Below are 22,307 nucleotides of genomic sequence, written 5' to 3'. Positions count from 1 at the left end.
CACCAAGGCCACGGAGGCCGTTCGTGACTTCGACCTCGACGCCGGGCCTCGCCCGGTTCAACACCTCCGACGACAGCACGGCGCTCGCCGCCCTCCACGAGGTGTGCGCCAGTTCGGTATGGGGGAGCAGGCTGCTCGCCCGGCGCCCGTACGCCACCGCCGACGAGCTCTTCACCGCCAGCGACGCCGCCATGGCCGAGCTGGACGTGCAGGACCTGGAAGAGGCGATGGCCGGGCACCCGCCGATCGGGCGGCCGAAGCCGGGCGATCCGACCTCCGCCCGCGAGCAGCGGGGGATGGCCGGCGCCACCGAGGAGCTCAAGGCCGAGATGCTCGAACTGAACCTGGCCTACCAGGACCGGTTCGGCCATGTCTTCCTGATCTGCGCCACCGGGGCCACCGGTGAGCAGATGCGCGACGCGATGAAGGCCAGGATCGGCAACACCGCCGAGGCGGAGCGCGAGATCGTGCGCACCGAACTCGGGAAGATCAACCGGATCCGGCTGACCCGTCTCGTGGAAACCGCAGAAGAAGAGGACAGCCACTGATGAGCACCGCGACCACCGCTTCGGTGTCCACGCACATCCTGGACACCAGCGTCGGACGCCCCGCCGAGGGCGTCGCCATCTCGCTCGCCGCCCGCTCGGGCCGCGACGCCGAGTGGGTGGCGCTCGGCGGCTCCGCGACCGACGCGGACGGGCGCTGCAAGGACCTCCCGGCGCTGCCGGAGGGGACGACCCACGTACGGCTCGACTTCGAGGTCGAGTCCTACTTCGAAAAGAAGCAAGCCGAGGCGCAGCAGGACGCCCCCCGCGTAAGGGACAGCGGTGCGTTCTTCCCGGAGGTGGCGATCACGTTCGCCGTCGTGCCGGGCGAGCACTACCACGTACCGCTGCTGCTCAACCCGTTCGGCTACTCCGTTTACCGAGGGAGCTAGCAGACATGCCCACGATTCTCGGCCAGAACCAGTACGGCAAAGCAGAGAACCGCGTCGTCAAGATCACGCGGGACGGCGACACGCACCACATCAAGGACCTGAACGTCTCGGTCGCCCTCTCCGGCGACATGGACGACGTCCACTACTCCGGCTCGAACGCGAACGTCCTGCCGACGGACACCACCAAGAACACGGTGTTCGCCTTCGCCAAGGAGTACGGCATCGAGTCCGCCGAGCAGTTCGGCATCCACCTGGCCCGTCACTTCGTGACGTCGCAGGAGCCGATCCACCGGGCGCGCATCCGTATAGAGGAGTACGCCTGGGAGCGGATCGCCACCTCCGACGCCAACTCCAAGTTCATCGGCTCGGACGAGGTGCGCCACTCCTTCGCCCGCAAGGGCCAGGAGCTGCGCACCACCCAGATCACCTTCGACGGTGAGAACTGGGAGGTCATCTCCGGTCTGAAGGACCTCACCGTCATGAACTCCACCAACTCGGAGTTCTGGGGCTACGTCAAGGACAGGTACACGACGCTGAAGGAGGCGTACGACCGCATCCTGTGCACCGACGTCTCCGCCGCCTGGCGCTACAACTGGACCAGCGACGACGACCGGATGCCCAACTGGGAGAAGTCGTACGAGCAGACCAAGAAGCACATGCTCCAGGCGTTCGCCGAGACGTACTCGCTCTCGCTCCAGCAGACCCTTTACCAGATGGGTTCGCGGGTCATCAACAGCCGCAGCGAGATCGACGAGATCCGCTTCTCGCTGCCGAACAACCACCACTTCCTGGTCGACCTGGAGCCGTTCGGGCTCAAGAACGACAACGAGGTCTACTTCGCGGCCGACCGGCCCTACGGTCTGATCGAGGCCACCATCCTGCGGGACGGCGTCGAGCCGCGCATCCCGGTCGACATGACCAACCTCTGACGCGGAGCGCCCCCGGTCCCCGCCGCCCGGGGGCGCACCCCTTACTCGGCACCCGTGGGCCAGCCGGCCCCGGCACTCAAATCCTCTAGGGTCCTGCCGTGCCCTCCCCCGAGCTCCCCGGGAGCTGGGGGAACCCCCATGTTGATGGAAAGAAGAGGAAGCACGATGGCACCATCGGCAGCCCAGCGCATCATCATCGAGAACTGCGCGATCGCGACCGTGGACGCGGACGACACCGAGTACGCCTCGGGGTACCTCGTCGTCGCGGACAACACGATCGAGTCGATCGGCGCGGGCAAGGCCCCGGAGGGCTTGGAGAACGTGGTCCGCCGCATCGACGGCACCGGCCACCTGGTGACCCCCGGTCTGGTCAACACGCACCACCACTTCTACCAGTGGATCACGCGCGGCCTGGCCACCGACCACAACCTCTTCAACTGGCTGGTGGCGCTCTACCCCACCTGGGCGCGGATCGACGAGCAGATGGGCCGGGTGGCCGCCCAGGGCTCGCTCGCCATGATGGCCCGCGGCGGTGTCACCACCGCGATGGACCACCACTACGTCTACCCGCGGAACTCGGGCGACCTCTCCGGCGCGATCATCGGCGCCGCCGCCGAGATGGGCGTCCGCTTCACCCTGGCCCGCGGCTCCATGGACCGCAGCCAGAAGGACGGCGGACTGCCGCCGGACTTCGCCGTGGAGACCCTGGAGGGCGCGCTCGCCGCGACCGCGGAGACCGTCGACCGCTTCCACGACGCCTCCTTCGGCGCCATGACCCATGTCGCGGTCGCCCCCTGCTCGCCGTTCTCGGTCTCCACCGAACTCCTCAAGCAGGGTGCCGAGTTGGCCCGCGCCAAGGGCGTACGGCTGCACACCCACGGCTCGGAGACCGTGGAGGAGGAGCAGTTCTGCAAGGAACTGTTCGGCATGGGCCCCACCGACTACTTCGAGTCGACCGGCTGGCTCGGCGAGGACGTGTGGATGGCGCACTGCGTCCACATGAACGACTCCGACATCGCCGCCTTCGCCCGCACCGGCACCGGCGTCGCCCACTGCCCGTCCTCCAACGCGCGCCTCGCCGCCGGCATCGCCCGGGTGCCCGACATGCTGAAGGCGGGTGTCCCGGTCGGTCTCGGTGTCGACGGCACCGCCTCCAACGAGTCCGGCGAACTCCACACCGAACTGCGCAACGCGCTCCTGATCAACCGGCTCGGCGCCCACCGCGAGGCCGCCCTCAACGCCCGCCAGGCGCTGCGGCTCGGCACCTACGGCGGCGCCCAGGTGCTCGGCCGCACGGCCGAGATCGGCTCCCTGGAGGCCGGCAAGCTCGCCGACTTCGTCCTCTGGAAGCTCGACACGCTGGCCCACGCCTCCATCGCCGACCCGGTCACCGCCCTGGTCTTCGGCGCCGCCGCCCCGGTGACGGCGTCGTTCGTCAACGGCAAGCAGATCGTCGAGGACAACCGCCTCCTCAACGTCGACGAGGACGCCATCGCCCGCGCCACGCGGGACGAGGCGCAGCGCCTCGCGCGGATCGCCGCGCAGGGCTGATCCCGCCCGGGATTCCCGCCCAGGAGTCCGGCCGAGGGGGACGGCCCTCGGCCGGTCGCCGTGGACCCGAGCGGGGTCCGCGGCAGCCGCGCCCGGGGGGTGCGCACCACATGGACGTGCGCACCTCCCGGGACGGTGACCCGTGCCCAATCCCCGCACGGAGCACCGCCGTTCGCCCCGCACTCCGTACGCGTACCCGACCCCGCCGTACGCCGTACGCGACATCGCCGCATCACGCACGCGTCACCCAGCACCACCTCCCTGACACCCGCGTCACCGCCGACGCGTAACCGACCGGAGGAACCGCCCGTGGCCCCGCAGCCCAGGTTTCGCAACGATGCAGTCGCTCCCGACACCGCCGGTGAGAAACACCCGGTCGACGAGACCCTGCCCCCACTGAAGATGTTCACCAGCGGCCTCCAGCACGTGGCCGCGATGTACGCGGGCGTGGTGGCCCCGCCCATGGTCGTCGGGCCCGCCGTAGGGCTCACCCCCAAGGAGACCGCGTTCCTGATCGGCGCGAGCCTCTTCACCGCCGGACTCGCCACCCTGCTCCAGACCCTCGGGTTCTGGCGGGTCGGCGCCCGCCTCCCGTTCGTCAACGGCGTCTCGTTCGCCGGCGTCACCCCGATGATCGCCATCGGCAAGGACCGCGGCCACGAGGGCATGGCGGTCATCTTCGGATCGGTGATCGTGGCGAGCGTGCTCGGGTTCGTGCTCGCCCCCTACTTCAGCAAGCTGCTCCGCTTCTTCCCGCCGGTGGTCACCGGGACGGTGATCACGCTGATCGGCGTCTCGCTGCTGCCGGTCGCCTTCCGCTGGGCGCAGGGCGGCGACGCCACCGCCCACGACTACGGCTCGATGAAGAACATAGGGATGGCCGCGCTCACCCTGGTGATCGTGCTGGCGCTGCGCCGGCTGCTGCGCGGCTTCCTCCAGCAGATCGCGATCCTGCTCGGCCTGGTCATCGGCAGCCTGGTCGCCGTGCCGTTCGGGATGACCAGTCTGGACGCGATCCGGGACGCGGACGCGGTCGGCTTCCCCACCCCGTTCCACTTCGGGGCCCCGCACTTCGAGGTCGCGGCCATCGTCTCGATGTGCATCGTGATGCTGGTCTGCATGACCGAGTCGACCGCCGACATGCTGGCGCTCGGCAGGATCGTCGGACGGCCGGCCGACGAGCGGACCATCGAGGGCGGACTGCGCGCCGACACCCTCGGCAGCGCCCTCAGCCCGCTCTTCAACGGCTTCATGGCCAGCGCCTTCGCCCAGAACATCGGTCTGGTGGCGATGACCAAGGTGCGCAGCCGGTTCGTGGTCGCCACCGGCGGCGGCATCCTGATCCTGCTGGGCCTGTGTCCGGTGGCCGCCTCGGTGATCGCGCTGGTCCCGCTGCCGGTGCTGGGCGGCGCGGGCATCGTGCTCTTCGGCTCGGTCGCGGCCAGCGGCATCCAGACGCTGTCGACGGCCGCCCTGGAGCAGGGCGAGAACGCGCTGATCGTGGCGGCGGCGCTGGGCGTCGGGCTGATCCCGATCGCCGCGCCGACGTTCTACCACGCCTTCCCGGAGAACGTCCGGGTCGTCCTGGACTCGGGCATCTCCACCGGCTGCGTGATCGCGATCGTCCTGAACCTGGCCTTCAACCACCTTGGCCACAGGGCGAGTTCGAAAGAACCGGCGGTGCTGCCCGAGCCCGCGGTGGCCGCCCACTGACCCGCCCCGGGCCGGCCGGCCCCGCCGGCCTCGGACGTGGAGACGGCGCGTACGACACCTACCCCGTGTCGTACGCGCCGCCGTGTGTGACGGGCCGGCTCAGCCGATGTGGTACGGGTCGCCGTAGACCTTCCAGTCGAGCGGTGTGTTGAGGTCGAGGTTGCCCTTCTTGAGGAACACCCGCTGCTCGGTGTCGACGCGGCTGGTGTCGCTGTGCGCCTCCTCCTGCTTCATCGCCCAGACGCGGGCGTCGAGGAAGGCGTTGAGGTACTTGGTCTCGTCGCCGCCCTGCGACGGCGGCTTCGCCTTGGCCAGCGCCTTCTTGCGGATGCTGCCGAAGCTGGTGGAGTCGTCGCCGTTGCCGTGCATGACGATGGCGTCGTAGTAGATGAACTGGCCGAGGGTGCCGACCCCGTCGGACTTGCCCTGCTTGACGGCGGGGTTGAAGTAGACCCGGTCCCGCTCGTCGTTCTGGGCGTTCTTGAAGGCGGTCTCGGAGGCGGCCGTCTTCCAGTCCTTGGTGAAGTTGGGGTCGAGCCCGGCGTGCGAGTCGCTCCCGTTCACCTTGCGTAGCGCGGGCAGGTACTTCTGGAGCACGTTCCCGGGCTCGCGGGCCGAGTAGAGCTCGACCAGGTCGAGCATGTCGCCGGTGCCGGAGCAGAATCCGATGATCCCGGCCGTGTAGCCCCGGCCGTCGTCGATGTCCTCGATGTACTTGTACTGGGCCTTCCAGTTCAGCGAGGAGTTCTCCGCGCTGGAGACGAGCTCCATCGCTATTTCCTTCTTGGCCGGGTCGTCGAGCCCGGTCGCCGCAGCTGCCATGGGGGCATTGTGGCTGGTCGCCGCGGTGGCGGTGGCCGCGGGTACGGCGATCACGGCGGCGCCGAGCACGGCGGTCGCGGTGATCCTGAGACGACGTGCGAGGGCGCTGCGGTGGGGGGTGAGCACCTGGACCTCCTGGGGGGAGTTCGTCGTTCGCTGTTTTGTTAGGAAACTTTCCTACCACTGCCGAGAGGTAGGCGTACACCCTTGTGGCAAAAGGAAGTTGAAGAATCCCGCCGGGTCGGGTTCAGTTCACCCGGTGACTGAATCAAGCCGGGTGGAGGCGTTCAGCGACGGCGTTTTCGCCATCGCGATCACCCTCCTGATCCTGGAAATCAAGGTGCCCGCACACGCGGGCGACCACCTGTGGAGCGAGCTGGCGCACCAGTGGCCCTCGTACGCCGCCTATGTGGTGAGCTTCCTGGTCATCGGCATCATGTGGGTCAACCATCACACGCTCTTCAGCTATGTGGTGCGCGTCGACCGCACGCTGATGTTCCTCAACCTGCTGCTGCTCATGACCGTGGCGGCGATCCCCTGGCCGGCCGGTCTGATGGCCGAATACCTACGGGAGGACAAGGCGTCGCACGTCGCTGCCGCCGTCTACAGCGGGCTCATGGTCGTCATGGCCCTCAACTACCAGTCGCTGTGGTGGCACTTGACCCGCACCGGCCACCTCTTCGCCGACCGGGTCGACGTCCGGGCCGCGCGGGCCACCCGCACCCGGTTCGCCCTCGGCTCGCTCGCCTATCCGGCGACGGTCGCGCTCGCCTTCGTCTCGGCCCCGGCGACGCTCGCCGCGCACGGGGTGCTCGCGCTGTACTACGGCTTCAACCAGCTCGACATCCCCACGAGGGAAACCGTGTGACGTGCCCAGGGGCCGCGCGCCCGGAGGGGCCGCGCGGCCTCCCGCCCGCCCGGCTCAGCGGGCCCAGCCCGGATCCCGCCCGCTGAGCCCGACCACCTCGTCGAGCAGCGGGGCTCCCTCGGGCACCTCCACGACCGGCCCGAACGCCGGGGCGCGCATCGCCTCGTCGCGGCTCGCCGCGAAGAAGCCGCGCACCGCCTCCAGGGTCGCGGTGTCCAGCTCGTACGGCTGGCCGGTGGCGCGGGCCAGGTCCCAGCCGTGCACGACCAGTTCATTGAGCGCGACCACGCCCGCGATCGCGGCCGGGAAGGTGAAGCCGCCCGCCCGGGTGTCCCCGTCCCAGGCGTCCGGCGCCCGCCACGCCCCGGCCAGCGAGGCCAGCCGCCCGGGCAGCCCGGTGCGCCAGTCCTCGGGCAGTACGGGGGTCACCGACCCGGGGTCGGTGGAGGTCGAGGGGCCGAGGTCCTTGCGGGCGGCGGCGTCGAAGGCGGTGGTGAGCCCGTCGACGTGTCCGAGGAGCTCGCGCACGGAGTAGGCGGGGCAGGGCGTCGGCGCGGCGAGCTGCTCGTCCCGCACGCCGGCCAGCAGGCGCGCCATGGCGGCGGTGGCGGGGCCGAGGTCGGGCCGGGGAGTCCGCGGTGGTGTCGTCATACCTGTGCAGACCGGCGGGGCGGGCGGAACTCATCGCGACCGGGGAACTTTCCCCGCGGCCGGCCGGACCGGATGCGTCCGCCCCCTTGCCGTGCGCCCCCGGCTGTGCGATATAGGTCTGGACCATCTCGTGTGGAGGCCGTACGGAGAGAGGGCAGACCATGCAACGCCCCACCGGATACGCCCTGTTGGCCTGCGCCGTGCTCACCCTGGCGGCCTGCTCGGCCACCGCCGACGAGCGCGACGGCCGGGCGCCCACCGTGCCCGCCTCGGTCACCGCGCAGGCGAGCAGCGCCACCTCCGTGCACGTCATGTGGGAGGCATCGGGCGACGACAAGGGCGTCACCGGGTACGAGGTCCTCCAGCACGGCACCCGGGTCAAGGCGGTGCCGGGCGAGAAGCACATGATCGACGTCGACGGGCTCGCCCCGGCCACCGCCTACAGCTTCACCGTGCGCGCCCGCGACGCCGCCGGGAACTTCTCCGCCCCCAGCGCCCCGGTGGCCGTCACCACACCGCCGCGCGGACCCGCCGACCACGGCCCGCCGACCGCGCCCGGCGCGCCGCGCGGCCGGGTCGAGGGGAGCCGGGCGGTGACCCTGTCGTGGCGGCGCTCCACCGACGACGTGGGCGTCACCTCGTACGACGTCTACCAGGAGGACGTCCGGGTGCACAGCGTGCCCGGCAGCGCGACCGGTGCGCGGATCACCGGGCTGCGGCCCGGGACCGTCTACACCTTCACCGTGCGGGCGCGCGACGCCGCCGACAACTCCTCGCCGGACAGCGCCGCCGTCGACCTCACCACCGCGCCGGAGCCGGGCGCGCCCGCCAGTACGGCCCCGACGGAGCTGGCCGCCCGCTACCTCTCGGCGGCGGGCGTGCCCACGGTCGAGCTGACCTGGCGGGCGCCGGACACGGGCGGGCCGGTCACCTCGTACCAGCTCTTCCTCGACGGGCGGCTGACCACCACCATCGTGTTCGGGGCCGAGCCGCCGCCCGGCCCGTCCTCCTACCGGCTGACCGTCTCCGCGGAGAAGCCCGGCACCCGCTACAGCGTCAAGATCCGGGCCCGGCTGCCCGACGGGAAGTGGGGCGACTTCTCGGCGCAGCGCACGGTGGTCATCGGCAAGTGAGGCCCGGATGCCCGAAATTGACGAGCCGTCAAGTCAGCTTGCGGCCACCGAACGCGCCCGAGCCGTCCGCCTGCTGCCACCACCGCTCCAGACCGCCCTGGTCCATCGCGCTCCAGTCGGGCGTCTCGTGCACCAGGGCGGCTCCCAGCCGTCGCCCCAGCTCCACCATGACCCGCCCGCTCGCGGCCCGCTCCTCGTCGTACGCGCGCAGCGCCGCCCGCCAGTCCGGCTCGGCCGTCAGGCAGCGCTCCAGGGCGGTGGCGTCCTGGAGCGCCTTGACCGCGCCGCCGCCGGTATGCGGACGGGCCACCGTCGCCGCGTCGCCCGCCAGGACCAGGCGGCCGTTGGTGTAGTGGGGCGCGGTGAAGTCGTACAGCGGCTGGACGAACAGCTCCTCGGCGGTCGTCGTGCGCACCAACTGCGCCCAGTAGGGCGCCAGCCGGGACTCCGCGAGCTCGGCGAGGTGGTCGTGCAGGGTGGCGGCGAGGGTGCCGGGCGGCAGGCTCGTCGGGTTGTCGAAGCGCGGGCCGAGCCCCTCGGGGGGCGCGCTGTAGAGCACCCAGTTGACCCGCGCCCCGCCGTCGCCGTCCGGGATGCGGTAGATGATGACGTGCCCGCCGGGGAACACCGCGTACACGCAGTCCTCGTCGGGCCACAGCTCCGGGGCCATCAGGCGCTCCGCCGGGAACGCGCCGCGCCAGGCCAGGCAGTCCGCGTACCGGGGGGCCACCTCGGGCCAGGCGGCGGTGCGCACCGCCGAGCGGTAGCCGTCGGCGCCGATCACCAGGTCGAAGCGGTGCGTCGTGCCGTCCGCCGCCAGCTCCACCCCGTCCGGGTCGGCGGTCGGCGCGCCCACCGCCGCGCCCGCCCGGAACTCGGTCGACCCGGGCACCCGCGCGCGCAACTCCCGCCAGAGCGGGCCCCAGTTGTAGGTGCGGAAGGGGAACGGGAGCAGGCCGATGCGGCGGCCCAGCGGCGCCGAGCCGTCACGGACGTAGTAGCAGCGCCGACCGAGCTGGAGCCACGGCATCTTCGCGTCCACGTATCCGGCCGCCTCCAGCTCGGCGTACCGGTCGTTGTGCATGGCCAGTCCCACGCCCCGGTCGGCGAGGGCGCCCGGCGCCCGCTCGAACACGGTGATCTCCGCGGCCCCGCCCCGGTGTGCGGCGAGCGCCGCCGCGCAGCCGGCGACGCTGCCGCCGACCACGGCGATCCTGCCTCCACGTAACATCCGCTCATGATGACAGGCCGCGGGGCCGCAGGGGGGCGAACCGCCCGCCCTACGGCCCCGGTTGGAGCCGGATCCGGTCAGCCGACCAGCTGCTCGTACGCCGGGAGCGTGAGGAAGTCGGCGTAGTCCGCGTCCAGCGAGACGGTCAGCAGCAGGTCGTGGGCCTGCTGCCACTTCCCGGCCGCGAACGCCTCCTCGCCGATCTCGGCGCGGATCGCGGCCAGCTCCTGGGCGGCGACCTCGCGGGCGAGGTCGGCGGTGGCGGTCTCGCCGTTCTCGAACACCACGCCCGCGTTGATCCACTGCCAGATCTGGGAGCGGGAGATCTCGGCGGTGGCCGCGTCCTCCATCAGGTTGAAGATGGCGACGGCGCCCAGGCCCCGCAGCCACGCCTCGATGTAGCGGATGCCGACCTGGACCGCGTTGCGCAGACCGTCGTAGGTGGGGGCGGCGTCCAGCGAGTCGATGGCGATCAGGTCGCCGGGCGCCACCGACACGTCCTCGCGCAGCCGGTCCTTCTGGTTCGGCTTCTCGCCGAGGACCGCGTCGAAGGAGGCCATCGCGATCGGCACCAGGTCCGGGTGGGCGACCCAGGAGCCGTCGAAGCCGTCGCCCGCCTCGCGGTCCTTGTCGGCCTTGACCTTCTCGAAGGCGACCTTGTTGACCTCGGCGTCCTTGCGGGAGGGGATGAAGGCCGCCATGCCGCCGATGGCGTGGGCGCCGCGCTTGTGGCAGGTGCGCACCAGCAGTTCGGTGTACGCCCGCATGAAGGGGGCGGTCATCGTCACCGCGTTGCGGTCCGGCAGGACGAACTTGGCGCCGCCGTCGCGGAAGTTCTTGACGATCGAGAAGAGGTAGTCCCAGCGGCCCGCGTTGAGCCCGGCCGCGTGGTCGCGGAGCTCGTAGAGGATCTCGTCCATCTCGTACGCGGCCGTGATCGTCTCGATCAGGACGGTCGCGCGGACGGTGCCCTGCGGGATGCCGACGTAGTCCTGGGCGAAGACGAAGACGTCGTTCCAGAGGCGGGCCTCCAGGTACGACTCGGTCTTGGGGAGGTAGAAGTACGGGCCCTTGCCGAGCTCGATCAGGCGCTTGGCGTTGTGGAAGAAGTAGAGGCCGAAGTCGACCAGGGCGCCGGGGACCGGGCGGCCGTCGAAGCGCAGGTGGCGCTCCTCCAGGTGCCAGCCGCGCGGGCGCATCACGACGGTGGCGAGCTCGCCCGCGTCCTTGAGGGCGTACGACTTGCCGGACCTCGGGTCGGTGAAGTCGATCCGGCGCTCGTAGGCGTCCATCAGGTTGAGCTGGCCGAGGACCACGTTCTCCCAGGTGGGCGCGGAGGCGTCCTCGAAGTCGGCGAGCCAGACGCGGGCGCCGGAGTTCAGCGCGTTGATGGTCATCTTGCGGTCGGTCGGGCCGGTGATCTCGACCCGGCGGTCGTTGAGCGCGGCCGGGGCCGGGGCGACCTTCCAGTCGCCCTCGCGCACGGCGGCGGTCTCGGGGCGGAAGTCCAGCGTGGAGGTGCGGGCGATCTCGGCGCGGCGGTCCTGGCGGCGGAGCAGGAGCTCGTCACGGCGGGGCGTGAACAGCCGGTGCAGCTCGGCCACGAAGGCGAGGGCCGCGTCGGTGAGGACCTCGTCCTGCCGGGGCAGGGGTTCGGCGTCGACGATGGCCAGCGGGGACGGCGCTGGTGCGGACATGTGCTGTCACTCCTTCGCGGGCGGTGCCCTCACCGGCCGCCGGAAGTCAGAGCTGGCACTCGGTGCCAGGACCCCGGAATGCGACTGGGGGCGCCGTCTCAATCAATCGGGCGCTTCTGAACAGTGGATACTAGTTTCCTCATGGTGGAAGTTCAATGGTTTGTTGATATCGAGATTCTCCGGGTCGACAGACCATGGCGCTCGGTGCCACCCCGCTCACTCAAGGTGTACCGGACGAGGGGTCGAGCCGCCCGAGATCGGCCTCGGTGTCGATGTCGTACGGCTCCGCCACGTCCCCGCACTCGACCAGCGTGATCGCCGACTCGTGCGCCTTCAGATACGCCCGCGCCCCCCGGTCGCCCTCCGCGCTCGCCGCGACCGGAGCCCACCGCTCGGCCCCCAGCAGTACGGGATGGCCGCGCCGCCCGTCGTACGCGGCGGAGGCGAGCGAGGCGGGGGAGCGGTAGGCGGCCCGGACGCGGGCGATCGCCGCCGCGCCGATGCCCGGCTGGTCCACCAGGCTCACCAGGGCCGCCGCCACGCCCGTGCCGGCCAGGGACTCCAGCCCCGCCCGCAGCGAGGAGCCCATGCCCTCGGCCCAGCCCGGATTGTCGACCAGCACGCACCCGTCGAGCCGGGCGCGCTCGCGCACCACCTCCGCCGAGGCGCCCAGTACCACGTGCACCTCGGTGCAGCCGCCCTCGCGCAGCACCCGTACGGCGTGCTCCACCAGCGGGCGCCCCCGGTGCGTCAGCAGCGCCTTGGGGCGCCCGCCGAGGCGCCGGCCCCCGCCCGCCGCCAGCAGCAGACCCACGACCTGCGGTTCGTCCTCGATTGGCTGTGTCATGGCCCCACGTATACCGAATGCACCCGCCGAATTCCGTCCACACGGTGGCGCGCGCCGGGCGCGATGGCGTTAACTGGCCCGCAACTCCCGTCAGTTGACCTTCGCTGACGGGCTGTGAGCGCCAGCACGACGACGTGCGTGGGGAAGGACTTTTGTTGCGACGCGTGGAGCAGAGGCCCGTGACCGGCAGTGGAGAGGATCCCAGGGTGACCGAGCTGCGGGTGGCCGTGGCCCGGCTGCGCCGGGAGCTGGCCGGGCACCCGGCCGAATTCCCCGACCGGGCGGTCGCCGAGGACGAGCTGGCCGCGCTGCACGCGATGGCCCTCACCGGGAACCCCGAGATCGCCCGGCTGCGGCGCTCCTTGCTGCTGATCGCCGGGTCCATCGGCTCGGTCAGCGCGCTGGCCCTCGCGGTGAAGGGGGTGCGGGAGGCGGTCGACCTGTTCGGGGAGGCGCCACGGTGACACCGGCCGCCCGCCCGGCCGCGCGCGCCACCACGGACCCGGCCGCCCGCGCTGCCGGTCCCTAGGCCACCCAGTGCGGCCGGTCCAGCTCCCTCGCCGTGGCGGGCAGCCCCGCGTCCAGCGTCGCGGCCAGGCGCCGTACCGCCTCCCGGGCCACCTCCGGCGGCAGGCAGTACGGGATCCGCAGCCGGTGCTCGTGGGTGCCCGGGTCGGCCGCGAACCGGGCCCCGGCCTGGAGCCGCACCCCGTGTGACAGCGCCGCCTCGCACAGCGCGCCCGCGATCGGGCGGCCCAGGTCCACCCAGAGCGTCAGCCCGCCCGGCGGCAGCTGCCAGCGCCACTCGGGGAAGCTGCTCGTCAGCTCGTCCACCAGTGCCGCCCGCCGCTCCCGCAGTTGGCCGAGCCGGACCTTCAGCACGTCGTCCATGCCCGGCATCAGCTCGATCGCGACCAGCTGGTCCAGGACCGAGGACGCCATGTCCCGGTGGACGCGGTCCCCGGCCAGTTCGGTGATCAGCCGCGATCCGGCCCGCACCCAGCCGATCCGCAACCCGCCCCAGTGCGACTTGCTGAGCGAGCCGACCGTCACGATCTGCTCGGCCTCGCCCCGGTGCGCCAGCGAGGCGAACGGCGCCGGCGCCGCCACGTCCAGCGCCATCTCCACCAGCGTCTCGTCGATCACCAGCCAGGTGCCGGTGGCCCGCGCCGAGCGGAGCAGCCGCCCGCGCTGCTCGGTGCCCATCAGCGCGCCGGTCGGATTGTGGAAGTCCGGGATCAGATACGCGAGCCGGGGCGCGGTCTGGCGCAGCGCGCACTCCATCAGCTCGCCGTCCCAGCCGTCGTCGGTGACCGGCACCGGGGTGATCCGCAGCCCCGCGTGCCGGATGGCGTCCAGGCCGTTGGCGTACGAGGGGCTCTCCACCAGGACCCGGTCGCCGGGCCGGGCGAGCAGCCCCACCACCAGGGACATCGCCTGCTGGGCGCCCGTGGTGACCAGGATCTGCTCGGGCAGCGTCGGCAGCCCGCGCCGGGTGTAGCGCTCGGCGACGGCCGCCCGCAGCTCGGGCAGGCCCAGCGGGTGGTAGCCCGGGGTGCGCAGATGGGCCGGGAGCCGGGCCGAGGCGCGCGCCAGCGCCTCGGTGTACTCGGCCTCGGGCGCGGCCGGGGCCGCCATGGCCAGGTCGATGGTGTCCGCCCCGTCCGGGAAGCTGGCCACATTGGCCGGGCGTTGGCCGGCCGGGAGTTCGGTCCAGGTGCCCGCGCCCCTGCGGCTCACCGCGTATCCGCCCTCGCGCAGCAGGTCGTAGGCGGCCGTCACGGTGGCCCGGCTCACCGCGAGCGCCCCGGCCAGTTCGCGCTCGGCGGGCAGCCTGGTGTGCAGCGGGATCCGCCCGTCGAGCAGCAGGGTGCGCACGCCCTGCGCGAGCGCGCGATAGCCCGGCCGCTCCCCGGTGGTGGCCGCGACCAGGGTGGCCAGCTGGCGGCTGCCCATGGTCCGGCTGCTGTCCGCCGTACCGCCCACGGAGTGGACCATCCGCATCTCCGCCATACCAACTCCCTTGGATTGGCCCTGCTGTGCAGGCCAATCAGCGTACAGACTCGGGACACATCAGCGAAGTGGTCCGGACGGCCGGAGAGGACGGCAACCATGTACGGCGGAACGACGGTCACGGGCACCTCCACGGGCTCGATGACCGACCGGTTCGAGCGGGAGATGCAGCGGCGCCGCGAGGAGCAGCCGAGCGCCCTGTCGCTCGGCCCCCTGTGGCTGCGGTGGCGGGACGCGCGCAAGGGGCGCGCCTCATGAGCGGGGCGGCGGGGAGGGTGGTCGTCGGCGTCGGCGGCTCGCTCGGCTCCCTCGCCGCGCTGCGCGCGGGCGCCGAGGAGGCCCGGCGCGGCGGGCGCCGGCTGGTCGCGGTGATCGCGTGGGAGCCGCCCGAGGGCGAGTACCTGTATCTGCGCCACCCCGACCGGGCCTGGGCCGCGCACTGGCAGGACGATGCCCGGCGCCGTCTCGACGAGGCGTTCGCGGAGGCGTTCGGCGGGGTGCCCGAGGGCGTCGAGGTGCGGTGCGCGGCGGTGCGCGGCAGGCCCGGCCCGGCGCTGTGCGCGCTGGCGCACCGCCCCGGGGACCTGCTGGTGGTGGGCGCGCGCCGGGGCGCCCGGTGGGCACCGGTGCGCCGTTACGTCCGGCGCTGCGCCGTCTGCGCGGTGCTGACCGTACCGGCGCCCCGGCCCCCGAAGGGCGCGGCCCGCGAGCTGCGCCGGGCGCGGGCCGCCGACTTCGCGCTCAGGGTGTGAGCGCCGGGGCGCCCGGAGCGTGTCTCCCGGGCCTTGTCGGCCGAGCCCCGGGCAGGATCCGAACGGCATGCCCCGGCGGTCACCGGGGCGCCGCACGGTCGGCGGGGCGCGGTGCTCAGCCGCCGCCCCTGTCGTCCTCCAGCCCCGGCAGCGCCTGCCCCGGCGCGTCCCGGGCGATCAGCGCGAACAGCTCCGCCGCCGGATACGCCCGGTCCGGCTCGACGCCCGGGGGCGCCGGGGCCGCCGGAACCAGCGTGTCGCCGGTCGGGGCGTGCAGCCAGACGGCGATCAGATGGACCGCCGGAAGGTGCAGCAGCCGCGCCTCCGCGTCGCCCGCCCGCTCCGCGGCGGCGGCCAGCGCGGCGGCCGTACCGGCCACGAACGGGCCGTAGTTGAGCTGGCTGAAGACATGGCCGCCCGCCGCGTCCCGCACCGTCTCGGCGAGGGCCACCGGGCCGGAGCCGTGCTGGACGAGATAGCGCCAGGCGACCGGCCGCGCCCGGCCGAGGCCCGCCGCGAGGTCGCCGAGCCCGATCACGTACATCTGGAGCGGATGGGCGAGCCGGAGTTCGTCGGCCGCGGCGGGCAGCAGCTCCGCCGTGCGGACCCGGCCGAGGCCCGCGAGGAGCTCGACCCCGGCCTCGGCGGCCGAGCGCGACTCCTGGGGTGGCTGCGGTACTTGAAGCGCCATGGTCCGTCCCTATGCCCGGGTGTAGTAGCTGTGGGTCCAGGTTCCACTGCCCTGGTAGCTGGTCGCGAGCGTGTTGTAGACCTGGTCGGAGCGGCCGTAGATCGGGTCGTCCACGGCCACGATCGCGTCCGAGCCGCTGAGCGGCGCGTCCACGCCCATCGCGGTCAGGAAGTGCCCGCCGCCGGTGGACCAGCCGATCCGGACGCAGAGCGGACGGCCCGCCTTGATCTCGGACTCCACGGTCGCGAAGTCCACCCGGTTGCTGACCATCCGGTCGAAGTGGCCGACGATCCGCAGCGGATTGTCCAGCGGCTGCTGGGAGTTGCAGCCCGCGCCGCTCGCCCCGCCGCCGCAGCAGTCGGTGCGCCCGGTCTGCGAGTTGGCTACCGCGCACTGGGTCCAGGTGCTCCCCGCGTTGTAGTAGAGCGCGATGCTGGTCGCCACCGCCGCCCAGCACCAGTTGGTCTGCTGCTGGGCCTGCATGGCGAAGGCGAGCCGCCCGCCGTCCCACAGCCGGTAGACCGGCTTGTCGTCGAGGACCGTGATGTCGGTGACGATGTGCAGCGGGGCGCCCCAGTCGACGGTGACGACGAACCCCACCCCGTGGTTGGGGTCGTACGGCGGGGAGTGCGGGCTGATGTTGCTGACCCGCACCGGCGCCGCGCCCACGAAGCGGGGGCTGTGCTTGAGGTCGTTCGGGTCGACGCTGAACTCCGAGACGGTGACGATCACCGTGGAGTCGTGGTCGATGATGCCCCAGTTGAAGTTGAGCGCGGTACGGCCCTGGAGACCGGCCCAGTACTGGCGTGCGGTACGCGGCATCGGCCCCCCTCAGCCGTTCTGGTACTCGATGGCGACCGGCGGCCCGTCCAGGACGGTGATGTCGGTGACGATGTGCAGCGGCGAGCCCCACTCCACGTTGACCGTGAACGTGACCCCGTGGTTCGGGTCGTAGGGCGGCGAGTGCGGGCTGATGTTCTCCACCGTGATCGTGGCGGCGCCGATGAACCGGGGGCTGTGCCGGGGGTCGTTGTTGTCCACGCTGTACTCGGACGCGGTGACGATCACCGTGGAGTCGTGGTTGATGATGCCCCAGTTGAAGTTGAGCCTGGTGCGTCCTTGCAGGTTCCACCAGTACTGGCGGGCTGTCTGTGGCATACGGGCCTCCGCGCGGGTAGGGCCGGACACATGCCGCTTGCATTCCCGTCCGGTGGCGCGGTGACGCGTGGACGTAGGGGAAATCAGCCCGGCCGGCGGATGAGCCTGCGGGCCCCCGCGACGGCCACCGCGGCCGTGCGCGAGTCGACGCCCAGCTTGGCGTAGATGTGCACCAGATGGGACTTGACGGTGGCCTGGCTGAGGAAGAGCCGCTTGCTGATCCCGAGGTTGGAGAGCCCGTCCCCGACCAGTTGCAGCACCTCCAGCTCGCGCCGGGTCAGCGCCTCGGCCGGGGTCCGCATCCGGCCCATCAGCCGGTGCGCCACCGCCGGGGCCAGCGCCGACTGCCCGGCCGCCGCCGTCCGTACGGCCGCCGACAGCTCGTCCGGCGGCGCGTCCTTCAGCAGATAGCCGGCCGCCCCCGCCTCCACCGCCGCCAGGATGTCGGCGTCCGTGTCGTACGTGGTGAGCACCAGCACCCGGGGCGCGCCCGGCCGCGCGGTGATCTCGGCGGTCGCGGCCGAGCCGTGCATCCCGGCGCCGAACTGGAGGTCCATCAGCACCACGTCGAAGCCGCCCGAGGCCGCCAGCTCCACCGCGCGCTCGGCGGTCGCGGCCTCCCCGGCCACCGTGAAGTCCGGCTCGGTGTCGAGGACGGCCCGCAGCCCCGCCCGGACGATCGGATGGTCGTCGGCGAGCAGCAGCCTGATCGGTACGGAGCTCATGCCGCGCCCCGCTCGCCCGCGGGCAGCGGCAGGGTGATCGCGACCGCCGTGCCCTGGCCCGGCGCCGACTCCACGCTCAGGGTGCCGCCGAGCGAACGCGCCCGCGACCGCATCGCCGGGAGCCCGAAGCCACCGGTCCCCGCGGGGCGCTCCCGCCCCGGCTCGAAGCCCCTGCCGTCGTCGACGACATCCAGTGCCACCGAGGTGTCCATGAAGCTCAGGGTGATCTCCGCGCGCTCCGCCGCCGCGTGCTGGACCGTGTTGGCGAGCGCCGACTGGGCGATCCGCAGCAGCGCCACCTCGTACGGGGTGGGTAGCTCGACCGGGGTCCCGCTGACCCCGAACCGCACGGCCGGGCCGGGCGTGGCCGCGCACAGCCGCTCCAGCGCGCCCGGCAGCGAGGCCCGCTCCAGACCGGGCGGGGTCAGCGCCCGCACGAACCGGCGGGCCTCCGCCAGATTGTCCTGGGCGGCCGAGCGGGCCCGCTCCACGTGCGCGCGGGCCGGGTCGTCCGGCGCCAGCGCGCGCTCGGCGGCCCGCAGCAGCAGCTGGATGGAGGACAGTCCCTGGGCCAGGGTGTCGTGGATCTCGCGGGCCAGGCGTTCGCGCTCGGCCAGGGTGCCCGCCGCGCGCTCCGCCTCGGCGAGCTCGGCCCGGGTGGAGACCAGCTCCTCGATCAGCTCGCGCCGCCGCTCGCTCTCGCGGTACAGCGCGTCGTACCCGAACACGGTGGCCACCGCCACGGCCGCGCCGAGGACCGGGCCGATGAACGCGCCGGGGGTGACCTCTTCGCCGTGGAGCAGGAAGCTCGCGATGGCCGCGCCCGCCGTGGCGGCCACGGTGGGCAGCGCCCAGCGGGTCGTCAGCAGGTGCAGCTGGAGGAAGTAGAGCGGGAAGGCGACCCACAGCGCGTCCGGCGACAGCGTCAGCAGCACCAGCCAGACCGCGCAGAGCGCCCCGAGCCACCCGGCGCCCGCCCCGGTGCGGGGCCGCACGGCCGGGGCCAGCGCCCCCGCCGCGTACACCGCCGCCGTCCCGCCCGCCGCCGCGAGCACCCCGGCGTCGCCCGGCGAGCGGGCCGCGACCAGCGCGAGCAGCCCGATGAGCAGCGCGTGCAGACACAGGCGCAGCAGTCGGGTGACCGGGGTGTGGGGGCGGGGGTCCATAGGACTTCCAGCGTAAGCGGGCCCGGCTCCGGCCCGGTCAACCGAAAGTTTGATGTGCGGATACCTCCTTCGATCCGGCTGGGGCGTGCTGTGGCGCGATGTCCGGCGGGCCCCGGCCCGCGAGGCTGGAGCCATGTTCGTCGCCTGGAGAGATCTCCGGTTCGCCAAGGGCCGGTTCGCACTGATGGGCACGGTGGTGGTGCTCATCACCCTGCTGGTCGGGCTGTTGTCGGGACTCACCGCCGGGCTCGCCCGGGACAACACCTCGGCCGTGCTCGCGCTGCCCGCCGACCGGCTCGCCTTCGCGGCGCCGCCGGGCGGCCGTGCGGTGTCGTTCACCAGCTCGGTCCTGGCGCCGTCCGTCCGGGACGGCTGGGCCCGGGTGCCCGGTGTGCGCGGCGCGGAGCCGGTCGCGATCTCCACGGTGAACGCGAAGGCGGGGGAGCGCACCGAGGCGGTGTCGGTCTTCGCCGTCCGGCCCGGCTCCGGCCCGGCTCCCGTACGGGAGGGGGCCGTCGTCCTGTCGCGGGGCGCGGCGGACAAGCTGCGGGCGGCCGAGGGGGACACGGTCGTCGTCGCAGGACGGGCCCTGACGGTCTCGGCGGTGCGCGGCGAGGACGCGTACAGCCACACCCCCGTCGTCTGGACGGCGCTGGCACCCGGGGCGCCCGCCACGGTGGTGGCGCTGACCCTCGGCGACGGCGTCGACCTGACGGCGGCGGACCGGGCGCTCGGCACCACCACCCGCACCCTGGACGGCGCGCTGTCGGCCCTGCCGTCCTACCGGGCCGAGAACGGCTCGCTCCAGCTGATGCGCGGCTTCCTCTTCGTCATCTCGGCGCTGGTCGTCGGGGCGTTCTTCACGGTGTGGACGATCCAGCGCAGCGGGGACATCGCCGTGCTGAAGGCGCTGGGCGCGTCCACGCCGTACCTCCTGGGGGACGCGCTGGGCCAGGCCGTGCTGATGCTGTGCGCCGGGACCGCGGCCGGTTCCGGGCTCGCGGCGCTGGCCGGAGGGCTCATCGACGGGGCCGTGCCGTTCGTCCTCGACCTCCGCACCACGCTGGTCCCCGCGCTCGTCCTGATCGTCCTCGGCGTGCTCGGCGCCGCCCTGTCCGTCCGGCGGATCACCGCCGTCGACCCGCTGACCGCGCTGGGGAGTGCCCGATGACCGTGCCGCTGCTGCTCGACGGAGTGACGCTGACGTATCCCGACGGGGACGGGCGGCTCACCGCCCTGGACGAGGTGTCCCTGGCGGTGCCCGCCGGGACGGTGACGGCGTGCGTGGGCCCGTCGGGCTCGGGCAAGTCCAGTCTGCTCGCCGTGGCGGCGACGCTGATCGCGCCCGACCGGGGCCGGGTGGTGGTCGCCGGGGCGGAGACGGGGCAGCTGCGCGCGGCCGAGCGGGCCGCGCTGCGGCGGGAACGGGTGGGGATCGTCTTCCAGCAGCCGAACCTGCTGCCGTCGCTGACGGCCGCCGAGCAGCTGGAGGTGATGGCCCGGCTGGCGGGTACGCCGCCGCGCGCGGCGCGGGCGCGGGCGCTCGAACTGCTCGACGCGGTCGGGCTCGCGGACCGTGCGGGGCGGCGTCCGCACCAGCTGTCCGGGGGGCAGCGGCAGCGGGTCAACATCGCTCGGGCGCTGATGAACTCACCGGCGGTGCTGCTGGTGGACGAGCCGACCAGCGCGCTCGATCACGCGCGGGGCGCGGCCGTGCTCGATCTGCTGATCCGGCTCACCCGTGAGCGGGGTACCGCGACGGTGCTGGTCACGCATGACGTCGGTCAGTTGGGGCGGGTGGACGAGGTGGTGGAGGTGCGGGACGGTCGTCTGGCGGCCCTGGAAGCCCCGCCGCGGGCAGCCGTGCCCGCGCACCTCGGCCTGCGGCCCGCCGGGACCTAGCCGCGCAGTTCCCCGCGCCACTTTTTGACCGGGTCTTCGTCTGCGGGCCGGTGGGGGTCGCGCAGTTCCCCGCGCCCCTTTCGGGCCGGTCTTCGTCCGCGGGCCGTGGTCGCTCCTCGCGCAGTTCCCCGCGCCCCTGGAAACCCTCGGTCGGCTGCGGGGCGTGGTCGCTTCTCGCGCAGTTCCCCGCGCCCCTGGAGATGGGCCCGGAGGGCCCTCCTAGGGGCGCGGGGAACTGCGCGCTCAGGCCCCGCCGGGCCGCAAAGGGATGGCCGGCGCAGCCACCCACCGTCCTAGGGGCGCGGGGAACTGCGCGACCAGCACGCCACGGCCCGCAGACGAAGCACCGCACTCGGAGAGGCTCCCGCCGGGCCGCAGGTGCGAGGCACTCAGTCGGAGGGAGCCCCGCGCCGCGGGCGAACGGCCGTGTCGGGAAGGGGTCCCGGGCCGCAGGCGAAAGTGCGTGCCCGGAGGGGGCCCGGGCCGTCGGCGCGGGAGCTGCCCCGGGCGGGGGCAGGGGCGCGTTCGGAGGGGGGGCCGGGCCGCCCTCCGGGTGGCGGTCTCGCGTCGAGGGCTTCCTCAGACCTGCCCCGTGCTCGCCAGCGCCGCGGACAGCTCCTCCGCCACCCCCTGCAGGATCGGCACGATCTTCTCCGTCGCCGCCTCCGTCACCCGTCCGGCCGGGCCGGAGATGGAGATGGCGGCGGCCGTCGGGGAGTTCGGCACCGACACCGCGAGGCACCGGACTCCTATTTCCTGCTCGTTGTCGTCCACCGCGTACCCCGCCCGCCGCACCTGCTCCAGCGCGTCGAGGAACCCCTCGGGCGTGGTGATGGTCTTCTCGGTCGCCGCGGGCATGCCGGTACGGGCGAGCAGGGCCCGTACCTCCTCCGGCGGGGTGTGGGCGAGGAGCGCCTTGCCCACGCCGGTGGAGTGCGGCAGCACCCGCCGCCCCACCTCCGTGAACATCCGCATGGAGTGCTTGGAGGGCACCTGCGCCACATAGACGATCTCGTCGCCGTCGAGCAGCGCCATGTTGGCCGTCTCGCCGGTCTCCTCGACGAGCCGGGCGAGGTACGGCCGCGCCCAGGTGCCGAGGAGTCGCGACGCGGACTCGCCGAGGCGGATCAGGCGCGGGCCGAGCGCGTACCGCCGGTTGGCCTGCTGGCGGACATAGCCGCAGGCCACGAGCGTACGCATCAGCCGGTGGATGGTCGGGAGCGGCAGACCGCTGCTCGCGGAGAGCTCGCTGAGGCCGACCTCGCCCCCGGCGTCGGCCATCCGCTCCAGAAGGTCGAAGGCGCGCTCCAGGGACTGGACGCCACCGCTCGCGGCGGATGGCTTGGAGGCGTCGGTGGTGCTGGCGCTGGACGTCGGCACGGCGCGGTCCTTTCAGCTGGCAGGCGAGGCAGCAGCCTACCTGTGTGTTCTTCGCCGTACAGTGCGTACGTGGGGCGTCCTGGCCGGTCAGAGCGGGATTGTCCGTTCCGTGGGGACACCCGGTGGCGATAGCTACATTCT

General features: G+C 73.0%; 24 protein-coding genes. 12 read left to right on the top strand and 12 right to left on the bottom strand.

The features are described from left to right. The first annotated feature begins 23 nt into the window (after positions 1-23). The 5 genes from uraD to AB5J87_RS07495 all read left to right on the top strand — a co-directional run bounded on the left by uraD (position 24) and on the right by AB5J87_RS07495 (position 5,130). Positions 24-548, top strand: coding sequence for a 2-oxo-4-hydroxy-4-carboxy-5-ureidoimidazoline decarboxylase (gene uraD, locus AB5J87_RS07515; protein WP_369375323.1), 525 nt, complete (start codon positions 24-26; stop codon positions 546-548). After that, positions 548-937: a hydroxyisourate hydrolase gene (gene uraH, locus AB5J87_RS07510; RefSeq protein WP_369375321.1), complete on the top strand. Its 390-nt coding sequence runs from the start codon at positions 548-550 to the stop codon at positions 935-937. Before uraD ends, uraH begins: the two co-directional genes overlap by 1 nt. 5 nt (positions 938-942) lie before the next feature. Continuing rightward, positions 943-1,866, top strand: coding sequence for a factor-independent urate hydroxylase (gene pucL, locus AB5J87_RS07505; protein ID WP_369375319.1), 924 nt, complete (start codon positions 943-945; stop codon positions 1,864-1,866). 165 nt (positions 1,867-2,031) lie between these two features. Continuing rightward, on the top strand, positions 2,032-3,417 hold the full coding sequence (locus AB5J87_RS07500; RefSeq protein ID WP_369375317.1) for an 8-oxoguanine deaminase: 1,386 nt from the start codon (positions 2,032-2,034) through the stop codon (positions 3,415-3,417). 309 nt (positions 3,418-3,726) lie between these two features. Continuing rightward, entirely contained in the window at positions 3,727-5,130 is a 1,404-nt protein-coding gene (locus AB5J87_RS07495) for a nucleobase:cation symporter-2 family protein (protein WP_369375315.1), read from the top strand. A 99-nt stretch (positions 5,131-5,229) separates the two neighbouring features. On the opposite strand, the gene AB5J87_RS07490 is transcribed toward AB5J87_RS07495, so the two are convergent. Then, positions 5,230-6,006 carry a chitosanase gene (locus tag AB5J87_RS07490; protein ID WP_369383423.1) on the bottom strand — a complete coding sequence of 259 codons (777 nt, stop codon included), beginning with the start codon at positions 6,004-6,006 and terminating at the stop codon, positions 5,230-5,232. Positions 6,007-6,211: 205 nt separating this feature from the next. On the opposite strand from AB5J87_RS07490, the gene AB5J87_RS07485 reads away from it, so the two are divergent. Next, positions 6,212-6,820 (top strand): TMEM175 family protein, encoded by a 609-nt coding sequence (locus tag AB5J87_RS07485; RefSeq protein ID WP_369375313.1) that lies wholly within the window; start codon positions 6,212-6,214, stop codon positions 6,818-6,820. 54 nt (positions 6,821-6,874) lie between these two features. Here the strand turns inward: AB5J87_RS07485 and AB5J87_RS07480 are convergent, their stop codons facing one another. Further along, positions 6,875-7,471, bottom strand: coding sequence for a TIGR03086 family metal-binding protein (locus AB5J87_RS07480; RefSeq protein ID WP_369375311.1), 597 nt, complete (start codon positions 7,469-7,471; stop codon positions 6,875-6,877). A gap of 161 nt (positions 7,472-7,632) precedes the next feature. Between AB5J87_RS07480 and AB5J87_RS07475 the strand changes: the two genes are divergently transcribed. Next, positions 7,633-8,604 carry a fibronectin type III domain-containing protein gene (locus AB5J87_RS07475; RefSeq protein ID WP_369375309.1) on the top strand — a complete coding sequence of 324 codons (972 nt, stop codon included), beginning with the start codon at positions 7,633-7,635 and terminating at the stop codon, positions 8,602-8,604. Between the two features lie 28 nt (positions 8,605-8,632). Here the strand turns inward: AB5J87_RS07475 and AB5J87_RS07470 are convergent, their stop codons facing one another. From AB5J87_RS07470 to AB5J87_RS07460, 3 genes are all read right to left on the bottom strand, one after another. Next, positions 8,633-9,835: an FAD-dependent monooxygenase gene (locus AB5J87_RS07470; RefSeq protein WP_369375307.1), complete on the bottom strand. Its 1,203-nt coding sequence runs from the start codon at positions 9,833-9,835 to the stop codon at positions 8,633-8,635. Between the two features lie 77 nt (positions 9,836-9,912). Continuing rightward, positions 9,913-11,532 (bottom strand): malate synthase A, encoded by a 1,620-nt coding sequence (gene aceB / locus AB5J87_RS07465; RefSeq protein ID WP_369375305.1) that lies wholly within the window; start codon positions 11,530-11,532, stop codon positions 9,913-9,915. A gap of 220 nt (positions 11,533-11,752) precedes the next feature. After that, positions 11,753-12,379 (bottom strand): NTP transferase domain-containing protein, encoded by a 627-nt coding sequence (locus AB5J87_RS07460; RefSeq protein WP_369375303.1) that lies wholly within the window; start codon positions 12,377-12,379, stop codon positions 11,753-11,755. A gap of 164 nt (positions 12,380-12,543) precedes the next feature. On the opposite strand from AB5J87_RS07460, the gene AB5J87_RS07455 reads away from it, so the two are divergent. Then, complete coding sequence (locus tag AB5J87_RS07455; protein ID WP_369375301.1) at positions 12,544-12,843, top strand: DUF5955 family protein; 300 nt, start codon at positions 12,544-12,546, stop codon at positions 12,841-12,843. Positions 12,844-12,904: 61 nt separating this feature from the next. Here the strand turns inward: AB5J87_RS07455 and AB5J87_RS07450 are convergent, their stop codons facing one another. Beyond that, complete coding sequence (locus AB5J87_RS07450) at positions 12,905-14,392, bottom strand: PLP-dependent aminotransferase family protein (RefSeq protein WP_369375299.1); 1,488 nt, start codon at positions 14,390-14,392, stop codon at positions 12,905-12,907. 99 nt (positions 14,393-14,491) lie between these two features. Between AB5J87_RS07450 and AB5J87_RS07445 the strand changes: the two genes are divergently transcribed. Both AB5J87_RS07445 and AB5J87_RS07440 read left to right on the top strand, forming a co-directional pair. Continuing rightward, entirely contained in the window at positions 14,492-14,650 is a 159-nt protein-coding gene (locus AB5J87_RS07445) for a hypothetical protein (RefSeq protein ID WP_369375297.1), read from the top strand. After that, positions 14,647-15,144 carry a universal stress protein gene (locus tag AB5J87_RS07440; protein ID WP_369375295.1) on the top strand — a complete coding sequence of 166 codons (498 nt, stop codon included), beginning with the start codon at positions 14,647-14,649 and terminating at the stop codon, positions 15,142-15,144. The genes AB5J87_RS07445 and AB5J87_RS07440 overlap by 4 nt, the downstream gene beginning before the upstream one ends. Before the next feature lie 115 nt (positions 15,145-15,259). On the opposite strand, the gene AB5J87_RS07435 is transcribed toward AB5J87_RS07440, so the two are convergent. The 5 genes from AB5J87_RS07435 to AB5J87_RS07415 form a co-directional block, all read right to left on the bottom strand. Further along, a complete protein-coding gene (locus AB5J87_RS07435) occupies positions 15,260-15,835 on the bottom strand; it encodes a hypothetical protein (protein WP_369375293.1) in 576 nt (191 codons plus the stop codon). Between the two features lie 9 nt (positions 15,836-15,844). Further along, entirely contained in the window at positions 15,845-16,657 is an 813-nt protein-coding gene (locus AB5J87_RS07430) for a papain-like cysteine protease family protein (RefSeq protein ID WP_369375291.1), read from the bottom strand. 9 nt (positions 16,658-16,666) lie between these two features. Next, the gene (locus tag AB5J87_RS07425) at positions 16,667-16,993 is read right to left on the bottom strand and encodes a hypothetical protein (RefSeq protein WP_369375289.1); all 327 of its coding nucleotides are present in this window, start codon (positions 16,991-16,993) and stop codon (positions 16,667-16,669) included. 83 nt (positions 16,994-17,076) lie between these two features. After that, entirely contained in the window at positions 17,077-17,718 is a 642-nt protein-coding gene (locus tag AB5J87_RS07420) for a response regulator (RefSeq protein WP_369375287.1), read from the bottom strand. Further along, positions 17,715-18,884 carry a sensor histidine kinase gene (locus AB5J87_RS07415; RefSeq protein WP_369375285.1) on the bottom strand — a complete coding sequence of 390 codons (1,170 nt, stop codon included), beginning with the start codon at positions 18,882-18,884 and terminating at the stop codon, positions 17,715-17,717. Before AB5J87_RS07415 ends, AB5J87_RS07420 begins: the two co-directional genes overlap by 4 nt. Before the next feature lie 133 nt (positions 18,885-19,017). Between AB5J87_RS07415 and AB5J87_RS07410 the strand changes: the two genes are divergently transcribed. Together AB5J87_RS07410 and AB5J87_RS07405 are read left to right on the top strand one after the other, a co-directional pair. Continuing rightward, the gene (locus tag AB5J87_RS07410) at positions 19,018-20,055 is read left to right on the top strand and encodes an ABC transporter permease (protein WP_369375283.1); all 1,038 of its coding nucleotides are present in this window, start codon (positions 19,018-19,020) and stop codon (positions 20,053-20,055) included. Then, positions 20,052-20,786 carry an ABC transporter ATP-binding protein gene (locus AB5J87_RS07405; RefSeq protein WP_369375281.1) on the top strand — a complete coding sequence of 245 codons (735 nt, stop codon included), beginning with the start codon at positions 20,052-20,054 and terminating at the stop codon, positions 20,784-20,786. The genes AB5J87_RS07410 and AB5J87_RS07405 overlap by 4 nt, the downstream gene beginning before the upstream one ends. Positions 20,787-21,365: 579 nt before the next feature. Here the strand turns inward: AB5J87_RS07405 and AB5J87_RS07400 are convergent. Further along, positions 21,366-22,166 carry an IclR family transcriptional regulator gene (locus AB5J87_RS07400; protein WP_369375279.1) on the bottom strand — a complete coding sequence of 267 codons (801 nt, stop codon included), beginning with the start codon at positions 22,164-22,166 and terminating at the stop codon, positions 21,366-21,368. Between the last annotated feature and the right edge of the window lie 141 nt (positions 22,167-22,307).

The organism is Streptomyces sp. cg36 (genome assembly GCF_041080675.1).
In the GTDB taxonomy this organism is placed as follows: domain Bacteria; phylum Actinomycetota; class Actinomycetes; order Streptomycetales; family Streptomycetaceae; genus Streptomyces.
This window is presented reverse-complemented; position numbering and strand designations above follow the sequence as displayed.

Coding starts and splice junctions, on each gene's coding strand:
- uraH (WP_369375321.1), top strand. CDS start 548: ATGAGCACCGCGACCACCGCTTCGGTGTCCACGCACATCCTGGACACC.
- pucL (WP_369375319.1), top strand. CDS start 943: ATGCCCACGATTCTCGGCCAGAACCAGTACGGCAAAGCAGAGAACCGC.
- AB5J87_RS07500 (WP_369375317.1), top strand. CDS start 2,032: ATGGCACCATCGGCAGCCCAGCGCATCATCATCGAGAACTGCGCGATC.
- AB5J87_RS07480 (WP_369375311.1), bottom strand. CDS start 7,471: ATGACGACACCACCGCGGACTCCCCGGCCCGACCTCGGCCCCGCCACC.
- AB5J87_RS07475 (WP_369375309.1), top strand. CDS start 7,633: ATGCAACGCCCCACCGGATACGCCCTGTTGGCCTGCGCCGTGCTCACC.
- AB5J87_RS07470 (WP_369375307.1), bottom strand. CDS start 9,835: ATGTTACGTGGAGGCAGGATCGCCGTGGTCGGCGGCAGCGTCGCCGGC.
- aceB (WP_369375305.1), bottom strand. CDS start 11,532: ATGTCCGCACCAGCGCCGTCCCCGCTGGCCATCGTCGACGCCGAACCC.
- AB5J87_RS07460 (WP_369375303.1), bottom strand. CDS start 12,379: ATGACACAGCCAATCGAGGACGAACCGCAGGTCGTGGGTCTGCTGCTG.
- AB5J87_RS07450 (WP_369375299.1), bottom strand. CDS start 14,392: ATGGCGGAGATGCGGATGGTCCACTCCGTGGGCGGTACGGCGGACAGC.
- AB5J87_RS07445 (WP_369375297.1), top strand. CDS start 14,492: ATGTACGGCGGAACGACGGTCACGGGCACCTCCACGGGCTCGATGACC.
- AB5J87_RS07440 (WP_369375295.1), top strand. CDS start 14,647: ATGAGCGGGGCGGCGGGGAGGGTGGTCGTCGGCGTCGGCGGCTCGCTC.
- AB5J87_RS07435 (WP_369375293.1), bottom strand. CDS start 15,835: ATGGCGCTTCAAGTACCGCAGCCACCCCAGGAGTCGCGCTCGGCCGCC.
- AB5J87_RS07430 (WP_369375291.1), bottom strand. CDS start 16,657: ATGCCGCGTACCGCACGCCAGTACTGGGCCGGTCTCCAGGGCCGTACC.
- AB5J87_RS07425 (WP_369375289.1), bottom strand. CDS start 16,993: ATGCCACAGACAGCCCGCCAGTACTGGTGGAACCTGCAAGGACGCACC.
- AB5J87_RS07420 (WP_369375287.1), bottom strand. CDS start 17,718: ATGAGCTCCGTACCGATCAGGCTGCTGCTCGCCGACGACCATCCGATC.
- AB5J87_RS07415 (WP_369375285.1), bottom strand. CDS start 18,884: ATGGACCCCCGCCCCCACACCCCGGTCACCCGACTGCTGCGCCTGTGT.
- AB5J87_RS07410 (WP_369375283.1), top strand. CDS start 19,018: ATGTTCGTCGCCTGGAGAGATCTCCGGTTCGCCAAGGGCCGGTTCGCA.
- AB5J87_RS07405 (WP_369375281.1), top strand. CDS start 20,052: ATGACCGTGCCGCTGCTGCTCGACGGAGTGACGCTGACGTATCCCGAC.